This is a genomic window from Spiroplasma endosymbiont of Sarcophaga carnaria (assembly GCF_964019595.1).
GTDB classification, from domain to species: domain Bacteria; phylum Bacillota_I; class Bacilli_A; order Mycoplasmatales; family Mycoplasmataceae; genus Spiroplasma; species Spiroplasma poulsonii.
Genome location: NZ_OZ026456.1, coordinates 300,378 through 313,947, shown reverse-complemented (window position 1 = coordinate 313,947; position 13,570 = coordinate 300,378). Strand labels below are relative to the sequence as shown.

At 25.5% G+C, this 13,570-nt stretch carries 16 protein-coding genes; 11 read left to right on the top strand and 5 right to left on the bottom strand.

Features of this window, described 5'->3' with window-relative positions:
- Nucleotides 1-14: 14 nt before the first annotated feature.
- The 3 genes from AACK91_RS01970 to AACK91_RS01960 form a co-directional block, all read right to left on the bottom strand.
- Nucleotides 15-1,019 carry a hypothetical protein gene (locus tag AACK91_RS01970; protein ID WP_338963678.1) on the bottom strand — a complete coding sequence of 335 codons (1,005 nt, stop codon included), beginning with the start codon at nt 1,017-1,019 and terminating at the stop codon, nt 15-17.
- A 313-nt stretch (nt 1,020-1,332) separates the two neighbouring features.
- The gene (locus AACK91_RS01965) at nt 1,333-2,295 is read right to left on the bottom strand and encodes an IS1/IS1595 family N-terminal zinc-binding domain-containing protein (RefSeq protein WP_338963247.1); all 963 of its coding nucleotides are present in this window, start codon (nt 2,293-2,295) and stop codon (nt 1,333-1,335) included.
- Between the two features lie 188 nt (nt 2,296-2,483).
- The gene (locus tag AACK91_RS01960) at nt 2,484-3,446 is read right to left on the bottom strand and encodes an IS1/IS1595 family N-terminal zinc-binding domain-containing protein (protein WP_338963247.1); all 963 of its coding nucleotides are present in this window, start codon (nt 3,444-3,446) and stop codon (nt 2,484-2,486) included.
- 87 nt (nt 3,447-3,533) lie between these two features.
- On the opposite strand from AACK91_RS01960, the gene AACK91_RS11560 reads away from it, so the two are divergent.
- From AACK91_RS11560 to AACK91_RS01945, 4 genes are all read left to right on the top strand, one after another.
- A complete protein-coding gene (locus tag AACK91_RS11560; RefSeq protein ID WP_422397319.1) occupies nt 3,534-3,665 on the top strand; it encodes a hypothetical protein in 132 nt (43 codons plus the stop codon).
- 597 nt (nt 3,666-4,262) lie between these two features.
- Nucleotides 4,263-4,418 carry a hypothetical protein gene (locus tag AACK91_RS01955; protein ID WP_157944224.1) on the top strand — a complete coding sequence of 52 codons (156 nt, stop codon included), beginning with the start codon at nt 4,263-4,265 and terminating at the stop codon, nt 4,416-4,418.
- A gap of 72 nt (nt 4,419-4,490) precedes the next feature.
- A complete protein-coding gene (locus AACK91_RS01950; RefSeq protein ID WP_198049638.1) occupies nt 4,491-4,667 on the top strand; it encodes a hypothetical protein in 177 nt (58 codons plus the stop codon).
- 213 nt (nt 4,668-4,880) lie between these two features.
- Nucleotides 4,881-5,963 carry a hypothetical protein gene (locus tag AACK91_RS01945; RefSeq protein WP_338963677.1) on the top strand — a complete coding sequence of 361 codons (1,083 nt, stop codon included), beginning with the start codon at nt 4,881-4,883 and terminating at the stop codon, nt 5,961-5,963.
- 67 nt (nt 5,964-6,030) lie between these two features.
- Here AACK91_RS01945 and AACK91_RS01940 read toward each other — a convergent pair whose 3' ends face one another.
- Nucleotides 6,031-6,387, bottom strand: a complete 357-nt coding sequence (locus tag AACK91_RS01940) for a hypothetical protein (RefSeq protein WP_338963676.1) — start codon at nt 6,385-6,387, stop codon at nt 6,031-6,033.
- A 228-nt stretch (nt 6,388-6,615) separates the two neighbouring features.
- On the opposite strand from AACK91_RS01940, the gene AACK91_RS01935 reads away from it, so the two are divergent.
- Entirely contained in the window at nt 6,616-7,206 is a 591-nt protein-coding gene (locus AACK91_RS01935; protein WP_338963675.1) for a hypothetical protein, read from the top strand.
- A gap of 5 nt (nt 7,207-7,211) precedes the next feature.
- On the opposite strand, the gene AACK91_RS01930 is transcribed toward AACK91_RS01935, so the two are convergent.
- Entirely contained in the window at nt 7,212-8,174 is a 963-nt protein-coding gene (locus tag AACK91_RS01930) for an IS1/IS1595 family N-terminal zinc-binding domain-containing protein (protein WP_338963247.1), read from the bottom strand.
- Nucleotides 8,175-8,279: 105 nt separating this feature from the next.
- Between AACK91_RS01930 and AACK91_RS01925 the strand changes: the two genes are divergently transcribed.
- From AACK91_RS01925 to AACK91_RS01900, 6 genes are all read left to right on the top strand, one after another.
- Nucleotides 8,280-8,867: a hypothetical protein gene (locus AACK91_RS01925; RefSeq protein ID WP_338963674.1), complete on the top strand. Its 588-nt coding sequence runs from the start codon at nt 8,280-8,282 to the stop codon at nt 8,865-8,867.
- 86 nt (nt 8,868-8,953) lie between these two features.
- Complete coding sequence (locus tag AACK91_RS01920) at nt 8,954-9,127, top strand: hypothetical protein (protein ID WP_338963673.1); 174 nt, start codon at nt 8,954-8,956, stop codon at nt 9,125-9,127.
- A gap of 224 nt (nt 9,128-9,351) precedes the next feature.
- Entirely contained in the window at nt 9,352-10,314 is a 963-nt protein-coding gene (locus tag AACK91_RS01915) for an IS1/IS1595 family N-terminal zinc-binding domain-containing protein (protein WP_338963247.1), read from the top strand.
- A gap of 220 nt (nt 10,315-10,534) precedes the next feature.
- The gene (locus AACK91_RS01910) at nt 10,535-11,188 is read left to right on the top strand and encodes an NYN domain-containing protein (protein WP_338966559.1); all 654 of its coding nucleotides are present in this window, start codon (nt 10,535-10,537) and stop codon (nt 11,186-11,188) included.
- Between the two features lie 273 nt (nt 11,189-11,461).
- Nucleotides 11,462-12,829 carry an MFS transporter gene (locus AACK91_RS01905; RefSeq protein WP_338963672.1) on the top strand — a complete coding sequence of 456 codons (1,368 nt, stop codon included), beginning with the start codon at nt 11,462-11,464 and terminating at the stop codon, nt 12,827-12,829.
- 31 nt (nt 12,830-12,860) lie between these two features.
- Nucleotides 12,861-13,550 carry a SprT family zinc-dependent metalloprotease gene (locus AACK91_RS01900; RefSeq protein ID WP_338963671.1) on the top strand — a complete coding sequence of 230 codons (690 nt, stop codon included), beginning with the start codon at nt 12,861-12,863 and terminating at the stop codon, nt 13,548-13,550.
- Nucleotides 13,551-13,570 lie beyond the last annotated feature (20 nt).

The following is a 13,570-nucleotide window of genomic DNA, read 5'->3' as shown; positions in this document are numbered from 1 at the left end:
TATTTCCTCTTTTATTATCAATTAAGTGAATCTATTGAAACAGTATAGTTAACATTTACATTATTAGTATAAACATTTTTATCAGCGGAAGTGATTTTTGCACTACTGTTAGTAATATTCTCAACGTTGATTTTTCTAATATTTAAGTCGGTATACATTTCTCTTAGTTTATTTTTAATTTGTTCTTTTGTTGGATTAGATAAATTTTCAGTTTTAAATTCACCTAAATTATTATTTGTAATAATTTTATTTAAATTAATATTAGATGTAAAATTAACAACTACTTCACCACTTAAAATATCTTTTTGTTTATAACTTATTTTTGCATATGTAGGAGTTATATTTTTAACTTCAAAATCATTTATAATATCTGCTAAATTTGGATTTTTTTCTTTTAATTTATCTTTAATTTGTTGTTCTGTTGGTAAATTTAAACCATTAGTTATAATTGAACCCAATTCAATTTTTTTAATAATTGATTTTACTGGTCTACTATATTTAATATTTAATTCACCATTATAAATATTTATATCATTTGAATTAACTTTAGCATTACTTGTTGTAATACTTGTAACATTAATTTTTGTTGTGTCTAATTGTGGGTTTAATTCTAATAATCTAAACTTAATTTGTTCTTCATAACCATTACCTAATTTTGAAAAATCTATTTCTCCTAAATTAGGGTTTGCAATAACATTGTTTAAAGGTATAGATTTATCAACTATAAAAGTAAGTGTTGTTTCTCCAGAAAATCCATCTATAGTAATATTTACAGAATTACTAGTAATATTTTTGACTTTAATTTGTTCAGCCGCTATGTGTGGATATTTATTAATTAATTTATCTTTGATTTGTTGTTCTGTTGGAATGTCAGCTCCATTAGTTTTAAAAATAGGACTTTGTGTTTGTCTTTTTACTCTTATACTTTGTTTTTTTTGATAAGGGCTGGCAGCAATTGTTGTTGGTACTGCACTTCCACTAATTGCTAATACGCTTAATAAACTAAGTAATTTTTTCATTACGTGTTTTTTCTCCTTTTCTTATCTTGAAACTATTTATTGAAATTCTTTATCAAGATTTACCTTCAGTATATATATATATATATATATATGCAAGCAAAATTATGAATTATGTAATAATTTTATTCTTAAAAATAATGCTTATTACGCGTTTTAATGACTAAATTAGTAATCAAATATATTAAGTTTAGTTATAATATATAAAAAGTATTGCTTTAATTTTGTCGAAAACTCTTGATGAAATAAAAAAAATCATCAATATGACAATTTGAAAACTAATTTTGTGTAAGATTATGATTTTGCTTTAAATTTTTTAAACGTTAAAATATAATACCGTTGATTGTTGGTTTGGTGTTAAACCTTTGTGTTGGTATTTTCATTTTCAGAGCTTTAAATAATTTTGAATATTAGTGAAACCCAAACCATGATAATGAATTAAGGCTTCTTTAAGACTGGATTGTAATTTACTAATCTTATTTAACTTTTGATAACTAGTATCAGGGTTTGTACTAGTTTTGGTGGAATATAGAGTAGAATTTGTTTGTTTTGCTACTAATAAATATAGTGGTTGCATATCAGAAATAATTATTGATTTTTCTTTAATTAGTTGCTTATTCATATTTTCAATAATCCATTGTTTTTGTAATCTTTTGGTATTGGTGGATTGAACAAAAATATTATTATTGCTATCAACTGCCATTTGAATACAGCATTTGGTATCAGTTGAAAATGGATCGAGATGAGTTTTTCGTTTATCAAATTTATCTTTAAAATTGCCTTTATGAATTTCTTTAATAAATGTTTCATCCATTTGGATTTGACCATTTAATTTTTTAAATTTTAACTGTGTATTTTCTAATTGTTTTGATTGCATTAATTTTTGTCGATTATATCAAGCGGTTTTTGGGGTTGTTTTAATAAAACGAGAAATTATTTTACTAGATTGTCCTAACAATGAAATTTGAATTAATAAATTTCACTGTTCATAATTTAAATGACTTCAATAAGTAAAATGATGACGAAATGCATCAAAACTAGCACGACATTTTTTACATAAATATTTTTGTTTTCCTTCGGAATTATGACCATTTTTAACACAATGAAAAGATTTGCAATTAGGACATATAATGCCTTTATCTCTAAATTTTTGATCAATTTCATTTAAACGTTTTTGTTTTTTAATTAAGTCTGCTTGTTGTTTTATTTTTTCATAAAATTCTAAAAATTGATCATCTGTTAAGCTATTTATTAATTCTGTAATTATTTTTTTCATCATTTATTTACCTCTATATATTAAAAATATACCTAATTTTAGGTATATTTTATAAATATCAAGAGTTTTCGACAAAATTAAAGAAAATCTTCTTTAATTTTGTCGAAAACTCTTGATGAAATAAAAAAAATCATCAATATGACAATTTGAAAACTAATTTTGTGTAAGATTATGATTTTGCTTTAAATTTTTTAAACGTTAAAATATAATACCGTTGATTGTTGGTTTGGTGTTAAACCTTTGTGTTGGTATTTTCATTTTCAGAGCTTTAAATAATTTTGAATATTAGTGAAACCCAAACCATGATAATGAATTAAGGCTTCTTTAAGACTGGATTGTAATTTACTAATCTTATTTAACTTTTGATAACTAGTATCAGGGTTTGTACTAGTTTTGGTGGAATATAGAGTAGAATTTGTTTGTTTTGCTACTAATAAATATAGTGGTTGCATATCAGAAATAATTATTGATTTTTCTTTAATTAGTTGCTTATTCATATTTTCAATAATCCATTGTTTTTGTAATCTTTTGGTATTGGTGGATTGAACAAAAATATTATTATTGCTATCAACTGCCATTTGAATACAGCATTTGGTATCAGTTGAAAATGGATCGAGATGAGTTTTTCGTTTATCAAATTTATCTTTAAAATTGCCTTTATGAATTTCTTTAATAAATGTTTCATCCATTTGGATTTGACCATTTAATTTTTTAAATTTTAACTGTGTATTTTCTAATTGTTTTGATTGCATTAATTTTTGTCGATTATATCAAGCGGTTTTTGGGGTTGTTTTAATAAAACGAGAAATTATTTTACTAGATTGTCCTAACAATGAAATTTGAATTAATAAATTTCACTGTTCATAATTTAAATGACTTCAATAAGTAAAATGATGACGAAATGCATCAAAACTAGCACGACATTTTTTACATAAATATTTTTGTTTTCCTTCGGAATTATGACCATTTTTAACACAATGAAAAGATTTGCAATTAGGACATATAATGCCTTTATCTCTAAATTTTTGATCAATTTCATTTAAACGTTTTTGTTTTTTAATTAAGTCTGCTTGTTGTTTTATTTTTTCATAAAATTCTAAAAATTGATCATCTGTTAAGCTATTTATTAATTCTGTAATTATTTTTTTCATCATTTATTTACCTCTATATATTAAAAATATACCTAATTTTAGGTATATTTTATAAATATCAAGAGTTTTCGACAAAATTAAAGGAAAAAATTACTAAGCTTATTAGGTGCAGTTAGTGTAACGACAACAAGCACAATAAGTTTAATGGCTTGTGGGGGCGGAAATTCAAATAAAGTTTTAGACATTCAAGATGAGAATGAAAAATTACAGGGTGAAAACTAAAAATTACAAGGTGAGAATAAAGAATTAAAAGATGAGAACCAAAAACTAAAATGAAAAGTTGGTAAAAGTATTTTATTTATTGATTCGATTAATCCACCAAGGACAGTTAAGGCTGTTAAACCAGATATGGTAAAATAATCTGAGCTAGTTATCGCCTTAAAACCAAAAGTTTTAGAAGCAGTTAAACTAATTGATGATTCATTAACAGAAGATGATTTTATTATTGGTTTTCAAGATTATTTTAATCATAGACAACCATATTTTATTGATTTAACAACAGCTAAAAAAATTACCATAGTAGTTGGGGCACGAAATAAAACAATTAATGACAAAAAAATTGATGTTCTTTTACCAGTTGCAAGCAAGCATTAAATAACTTTTTAAAAACACTTGTTTTTAATACAATTTAGTATTAAAAACATTTTTTTATTTACTAATTCATTTATTTTTGTGATGCAAAAACTATTTTTTAAAAATAACTGGTGTCTAAAACTTTATTTTATTCATAAATTGTGCTATAAGGTACCATACACATTTAAGAATTTAGCAGAATACCGCATAAAAGCGGTTTTTTTATGTTTAAAGGAGAAATACGGTATGGAAAAAATTAATAGTATTGTTAAACAAATAGAACAAGTAAAACAAATCTGTGGTGATGATTTCAAAAAATGACCTAACAAAATGGCACATGAAACATTAAAAATGGTCTATGAAGAATTAAAAGAGATCCAAAATGAAAACAAGAAACTATAGATTACAATTAAAAAAAGAAAAAAAGAAACATACTTTAAAAACGGGTTTTAGAAAACTTAAAAGAGGTTCAAAATGGCCAAAAAAATTGAACGTGTAATTTGTGAATGTGGCAAAGAGATTCCATATACAAAAGCTTTTAGTTATACATTCATTACATTATCTAGACAAACATTAAGAGTATGATTTCATTGTAAAAGTTGTGCTAATGAATGATTTGAAAAACAATTAATATATGGGGAAGTAACATAAAAATCTTAGTTAATACAAAATAGAAAGCTAGAAAAAATATGAAAAAACTATGATAAAAAATAAAACAATTAAAAGAAATTAAAAAAATACATCGATATGCCGTCCAATGAGCATTAGATATTCCACATTTTAAATTTAAAAAAAGTAGATAGAAAAGGAAAATAAAGAAAATGAAAAAAACAGTAGAACAAATTGCAAAAGAACAACGAATAAATGTATCGATTATTCAATATGATAATTCAAATCTCACGTGGGAAAAATATTACAACTACAAGAGAAGTAGTTCCACAATTATGTTATTCAGATGATAATGTAACAATGGAATTGCGAAAAGAACAGGTTATTATTTTTGGTTTTAATAATCATAATGCTGATCATATTATTTATGGAACATTTGTTCAATCGATTTTTCCATTAACAGATGAAGTCCAAAAAGAATTAGACAACAATGATATATCATATTTTAATGATCCAACTTTTATGAACAATATTGGTTTAACAGTTATCAGAGGTACTACTAAAGTAAATAATAAAAATCTTAGTCAAAGAGTATTTGATTTAGGAAATTGATTAAATGAAAATAAACCAGAAGTATATGATTCATTATTTCGGGGAGGAGAAAGACAGTTTAATGCTGAACGATATAGTTACCGAAAAGATTTAATAACTGGTGCTAAATTTTTTAATCCAAAAGAATTCTATTGAAAAGACATGAATAAATATTGATTTACTAAAATTAAAATTGGCGCTTATTATGCTGACAGCATTAAGGGGCAAGATGATGCTACCCAAATTTTAATAGGATTTGAATTTGATAAAGAAGAATTTGTTGAAGGAATTTATATTCTTGAAGAACAATCAATATCAAGTACAGAATTTAAGGATATGACTGAAAAAGTTGATAGTATGGTTAATAAAATTAATAGTTGATCACAAATTTATCATAATTTAAAAGAAGAATTTAACTATCTGATTGGACATAATGCTCGTACAGTTGGTCATTTTGTTAGAAAAACACTACTTGAAAATAATGATTGAAAAAATATGGATTTAGATATTACAAGATTTTCTACTATTTTAGTTACTGGTGCAAAGGGATGAAGTGTACAAGACCGACACTATAAATGAAAAAGATTATTATCCGAAGGAAAAATTTATTTTAGTAATAATTTAGATGTTTATAAAACATTTAATGATAAGGAAATTTTAGTGAAAAAAATGGGTATTTATATCAAGAATTGTTTAATTGTATTAACAATGAAAAAACTAATATTCGTGATGAAAAACCTGGCATAAATAAATTGGATATGATTAATGCAGCTGAATGTTGTTTGAGTTATTTCAGATTTAAATTATTTAAATCTTAAGCATAAATTCCTATGAAAATAGCTGCGATAATTCCTAACGATGATATTAATCATGGCATTATATACTTTACCAAATAGTCTATTTTATTATTTTTTATTGTTTTATTTTTAATAAATATTTCTTTTTCTAATAATCGAATTTTTATTAGGCATATTGTAAAACGACTTATACCAACAGTTTTAATGTTTTTTTTAAGAAATTTATATAAATTTAAAGATTCTTGTGTATTAGAAGATAAAACATCACCGTTATTATAATCATTAATATTTGTAGTATATATCCAACTTTTTTCTTCATATTTCTCAAGTAAATCAATATTTTTATTATAAAAATCAGATCAATTTTTTACCATAGTTTTAGCTGTACTTTAACAACAACAGCAGTTAATACTATTATTAGCTGTACAATAAAAAGTAATCCCGAACAAGCTGATGGGGGCGGCCTTGATTATCAAGGGGATTTAAAAATTTTAAATACAATTACAAAACATATTGCTGATAGTTTTCAGCAATATGCGACTGAAAAAACACTAATCGATATTAATGATTATTCAATCCCGGAATTTGAAAACTTATTTTCAATGGTAAGTGCTGCAAAACCATCTCAAAAATCAGATCGTAATGATCAACAAGTGGAACCAGCTTTATCGGCGTTAGTGAATGGTTTTTTAGCTGTTTTTGATAATCTTAATCGTAAAATTGCTGATGACTATTCAAACTATTATCCAGATAGTGTCCCAATGGCAACTGATCAGAGCGATATGAAATTTACTTTAAACTATATTGATATTAATAAATTAGGAACATTAACAAATGTTGACACGAATGGTTTAAAAGGAGTTCGCTTGGATTTTAAATTGCAAATAAAGGTTAAATTTAAATCCTTAGAAACTGGTATGCCTTTTACCTTTCAATATGCAATTACCAATGATGGTGTGCGGATGAAAAAAATTCTAACAGCTGTAACTGGGGCAGTTTCAAAAGCAATTGTTAAATTTTTTAATACAAATGGGGGTGATATTATTGTCGATCAAAATCCAGCTTATCAAAACATTTATGATAATTTTGATTTAAATTCTTTAATTTTGTCGAAAACTCTTGATGAAATAAAAAAAATCATCAATATGACAATTTGAAAACTAATTTTGTGTAAGATTATGATTTTGCTTTAAATTTTTTAAACGTTAAAATATAATACCGTTGATTGTTGGTTTGGTGTTAAACCTTTGTGTTGGTATTTTCATTTTCAGAGCTTTAAATAATTTTGAATATTAGTGAAACCCAAACCATGATAATGAATTAAGGCTTCTTTAAGACTGGATTGTAATTTACTAATCTTATTTAACTTTTGATAACTAGTATCAGGGTTTGTACTAGTTTTGGTGGAATATAGAGTAGAATTTGTTTGTTTTGCTACTAATAAATATAGTGGTTGCATATCAGAAATAATTATTGATTTTTCTTTAATTAGTTGCTTATTCATATTTTCAATAATCCATTGTTTTTGTAATCTTTTGGTATTGGTGGATTGAACAAAAATATTATTATTGCTATCAACTGCCATTTGAATACAGCATTTGGTATCAGTTGAAAATGGATCTAGATGAGTTTTTCGTTTATCAAATTTATCTTTAAAATTGCCTTTATGAATTTCTTTAATAAATGTTTCATCCATTTGGATTTGACCATTTAATTTTTTAAATTTTAACTGTGTATTTTCTAATTGTTTTGATTGCATTAATTTTTGTCGATTATATCAAGCGGTTTTTGGGGTTGTTTTAATAAAACGAGAAATTATTTTACTAGATTGTCCTAACAATGAAATTTGAATTAATAAATTTCACTGTTCATAATTTAAATGACTTCAATAAGTAAAATGATGACGAAATGCATCAAAACTAGCACGACATTTTTTACATAAATATTTTTGTTTTCCTTCGGAATTATGACCATTTTTAACACAATGAAAAGATTTGCAATTAGGACATATAATGCCTTTATCTCTAAATTTTTGATCAATTTCATTTAAACGTTTTTGTTTTTTAATTAAGTCTGCTTGTTGTTTTATTTTTTCATAAAATTCTAAAAATTGATCATCTGTTAAGCTATTTATTAATTCTGTAATTATTTTTTTCATCATTTATTTACCTCTATATATTAAAAATATACCTAATTTTAGGTATATTTTATAAATATCAAGAGTTTTCGACAAAATTAAAGTTTAAATTATGCTTATGATCATAGTATGCTAGATACAATTGTTCAAAATGAATTAAGTACGGCGTTACAAGCAGATTCTGGACTTGGTGATATTCGAGATAGTATTACTTATGCTCCTGATGAAGAAATTTTAGCGTTATTAAATTCAATTATTAATCCTGATACAAATGGGGTGACACCATCATTACCAGAAGATGAAAAATATACTTGGGTTAATACTGGTTATGCCCCAGATAAATTAACACCAGAAAATTTTTTAACATATTATGGGGAAAAATTAAACATTTTAACAAGTACAACTGGTCCAAAATTACAGTTAGGGCAATTTAAGGTTAACTTAGCAAAAGTGTTAGTTGCTGGGATTCCTTTAGCTGGGGTTGTCTTAAATGATGGAAAACCTTTTTATATTAATATTGGAATTACTCGTGACGGAATGATTAATAAAATTAAAAACTTTGGGCGGATTATTGCGGCTTTTTACAAGTATTATCAAATTACGTGAGATATCAAGCGTTATACTGAAGGAAGAATTCAGTTAGAACCAAAGTTGCATGAAATGATGTTTGATGATCCACAAACATATACTTATAAAAAATATGAAGTGTTTTATTAAAAAAATTTAAAGAAGATCCTAAAAATCAAACATTACCAGATCTTGATAAGTTTTGAGTATCAACATTTAGTAACAAAGACATTGTAATGCGTCGTGATATACCAAATTTACCAGAACGGGGAATTTATTTATTTCATCAAGACCATTATAATTTAGGGTTCCAATTTGGGGTTAATTCAACAACCAATAACATTTATTATACCCCTTGACCAGTTGATAAGTGAAATATTGCGTTTAAACCATATGGTTCACCAATGTAAAAAAATAACCTTAAATTTAATCAACAATTGTGGCTTTAATTTAAAAATGGGTCTAATTTAGACTCATTTTTTCTTTAGGATTATTAACTTGTTTTGTTGTTATTTTTTGCAACTTTATAAATATAAATCTTTAATAAAGACAAGCTTTAATTTTGTCGAAAACTCTTGATATTTATAAAATATACCTAAAATTAGGTATATTTTTAATATATGGAGGTAAATAAATGATGAAAAAAATAATTACAGAATTAATAAATAGCTTAACAGATGATCAATTTTTAGAATTTTATGAAAAAATAAAACAACAAGCAGACTTAATTAAAAAACAAAAACGTTTAAATGAAATTGATCAAAAATTTAGAGATAAAGGCATTATATGTCCTAATTGCAAATCTTTTCATTGTGTTAAAAATGGTCATAATTCCGAAGGAAAACAAAAATATTTATGTAAAAAATGTCGTGCTAGTTTTGATGCATTTCGTCATCATTTTACTTATTGAAGTCATTTAAATTATGAACAGTGAAATTTATTAATTCAAATTTCATTGTTAGGACAATCTAGTAAAATAATTTCTCGTTTTATTAAAACAACCCCAAAAACCGCTTGATATAATCGACAAAAATTAATGCAATCAAAACAATTAGAAAATACACAGTTAAAATTTAAAAAATTAAATGGTCAAATCCAAATGGATGAAACATTTATTAAAGAAATTCATAAAGGCAATTTTAAAGATAAATTTGATAAACGAAAAACTCATCTCGATCCATTTTCAACTGATACCAAATGCTGTATTCAAATGGCAGTTGATAGCAATAATAATATTTTTGTTCAATCCACCAATACCAAAAGATTACAAAAACAATGGATTATTGAAAATATGAATAAGCAACTAATTAAAGAAAAATCAATAATTATTTCTGATATGCAACCACTATATTTATTAGTAGCAAAACAAACAAATTCTACTCTATATTCCACCAAAACTAGTACAAACCCTGATACTAGTTATCAAAAGTTAAATAAGATTAGTAAATTACAATCCAGTCTTAAAGAAGCCTTAATTCATTATCATGGTTTGGGTTTCACTAATATTCAAAATTATTTAAAGCTCTGAAAATGAAAATACCAACACAAAGGTTTAACACCAAACCAACAATCAACGGTATTATATTTTAACGTTTAAAAAATTTAAAGCAAAATCATAATCTTACACAAAATTAGTTTTCAAATTGTCATATTGATGATTTTTTTTATTTCATCAAGAGTTTTCGACAAAATTAAAGAAGACAAGTGATTTTTAAAATATTATGATACTATAAATTTGAAGGTGATAATTGATGGAAGAAGTTAAATATAAAACCGCCTTACTTATTGATTATGATAATTTTAATAATTAAGAAGATTTAAAAATTTTATTAAAAGAACTAGAAATGTTTGGAGATATAATAATGAAAAAAGTTTTTTATTCTAATTTTGAAGATAAAAAACTTTCAGAAAAACTTAAGAAGTTAGGATTAATGCCAATTATGCAATTGCCATATTCTACCGGAAAAAATGCGACCGATATTAGAATGACAATCGAGGCAATGGATTTAGTTTTTAATAAACATTATATTAATGCAATATGTTTAGCGAAAAATGATTCAGATTTTGCTCCTTTAACAATGACATTAAGAGAACAAAATATTCAAGTTATTGGAGCAGGAAATAAAGAAGATATCTCTGAAGAATTTAAAAATTTATATAATAAATTTATTAACATTGATAAAATAAAAAATAATAATAAAGAATCTAAAAAAATAGGAGGTGATATTAAAAGCCTAACTACCCTGGTAAATAACATTATTAATGAAATTTCAACTGATGATGGTTTTGCCGAATTCTCCCAAGTTATTTCATTATTAATTCGAAGAAAATCTGATTTTGATCCAAGAAATTATGGTTTTAATAACACTAAAACACTATCATTTTTTAAAGAAAAGTTAGCTGATTATTATGAGATAAAATTAGCTAGTGATAATCAAACCGCATTTATTAAAATAAATTCAAAAAACTAATTTAAAAAATGTGCTTATTTTAAGCACATTTTTAGTGTTTTTATATAGTGTAATGTTAAGTAATATTAACTATCAAATAGGATGAATTGCGTTCTAATTTAGATTTAGTTTTTATTATTTATTAGTTATTACGCAAATTTTTTTACATTTTAAAATATTAAAATATAATTAATATTACTAGTTTTAAAAGAAATAAGGTATAATTACTGTGTATATTTAGAAGATAAATAATATATGTATGGTTGTGTTAAGTTTAAAAGATAGGTGAAAAGAATGAAGAAATTACGTGGAGAGTCATTAATTTTTCTAACAATTGGAGGGCTTTTTAGCGCGCTTTTTTTTGGGTTATTAATTATTTTTAAAGCTAAAATGAGTACTAGTCATTTACTTTATGAAGCAGCACGAATGTTGCTTGAAGATATTGTGCGGTTTGTATTGCAATTTTCAGATCAAACAATGTATATCAAAGTCCTTGCTAACCCAACCTTGGTGGGTGGAATTTTAATAGGAATTTCTAGTTTTTTAGTGTTAATGTATTTAATTCCAAATTATTTAACAAAAAATGGTGGTTATAAAGGGTTTGGCGTTGTTTTTGCTTTAATTATTGGTCTTCTTACGTGTTTCTTTCTGATTCTTGCGGTAGTATTTGGTGTTCAAACACCAGATGGAAAAACAAGATTAAGTGTTTTTAAATTAGGACTAAAAATTAATCCTAGTTTTGCTTTATTGTTTATTGGGCCAGTTTTTACTCTTCTTGGTGGAATCTTAACAACAACTTATTATCGAAAAGCACGCCAAGCAAAACCATTGACAAAAGATCAACAAAATCGTTTATCAGCAATTAATTTAACAACTGGTAAAATTGGAGCAAAAGGATTAACACCACAAAAAGAAATGGTTAACCAAGCGGAACGTTCTGCTCGTGAAGATGCATCTCCTAGGGCAACGAATAAAAATCCGGCAGCAACTGATTTAAAAACAAAAATGGCGTTATTAAAAGAGAAAATGGCGCGTAATGCAATGTTAAATGAACAAGGTGAAGCGCATTTAGCTGAACCAACAGCAGAATATGATAATAGTCGTTGAAAAGATAATAGTAAAACTCCTGATGAAAAAGCACCAATTCGTGTTGGCGCTAAAGGTCAGTACTTACGCACAATTGAAGAAGGAGTTGGGGTAGTTGACGAATCACCAACTGGTTTTATGATTGAACAAGAAGGTAATTTTGTTAAAAAAGGCGATATCATTAAACACCATGATTATTCTGCTCCTGTTTTTAGTGAAACAACTTCATCAGCACCGCAACAAAAAGGAACTGGCCCAGGTTCGATTATCATTCCAAAATCCAAACAACATATGCCATTAGATACGCGAGAGTTAGAAGAACGAATTGGTTCAGTACCAATAATTAGTGGGAAACAACGGGTAAATCCGAATGCTCGTGTTGATAATTCGTATGATGGAAAAGTTTTCTTGGGTGATATTGATAAAATTTGAACCGCCGGAAAAAAATATCGCGAAGATATTACTAAACAATCAGAAAAAGCAAAACCAAAATCTTATGTTAATCCAACTGATAACTTTGATGATTATGTTAACGATAATAATGATAATACTGAAGAACATGATGATCATCATTAATCAAAAACTATTTTAGTAAGGGAGGAACATTATGGCATTTCAAAAAGTGCTACCATATCAGGGCAATTTAATTAAATATGATTTAATTATTAAAGAACAAAAAAATATTGTTTTAAATGTCAATAATGGCAAAATTAAAGTTTCAGCTCCAAGTCATGCGTATGATTGGGAAATTGAAGCTTTAATTTATAAAAATATTAAAAAAATTATTACTGTAATTGATGTTCATGATAATTACCGTAAAATTATGATTAATCCCGATGGAACTGGTTATGTCTTTGTTTTTAATGAAAAATATCCGTTACAATTAACTGCCGAAAATGTTCATACCAAAATTATTAATCGTCAATTATTTGTAATGAAAGATGCTGGTAGTTATGAGGAAAATGTTAAAAAGTTACACCAATTTTTGAAACAAAAATTTAGTTATAAATTTGAACAATTATTGGATAAATGAGCAGCAACAATGGGTTTAACTTATAAAAATTTATCGGTGAAAGCAATGACACGAAAATGAGGTGTCTGTTATCCGCAAACTGAAAAAATTGTTTTAAACACAAAACTAATTCATTTTGACCCAACGGTATTAGAATATGCTATTGTTCATGAATTATCGCATTTAGTGCATCATAATCATTCAAAATCGTTTTGATATTATGTTGAACGATATATGCCAAATTATAAGGAAAAAGTTGAAATTTTAAAAAAACCAGGAATTTAAAACTGGTTTTTCTGCTTTAA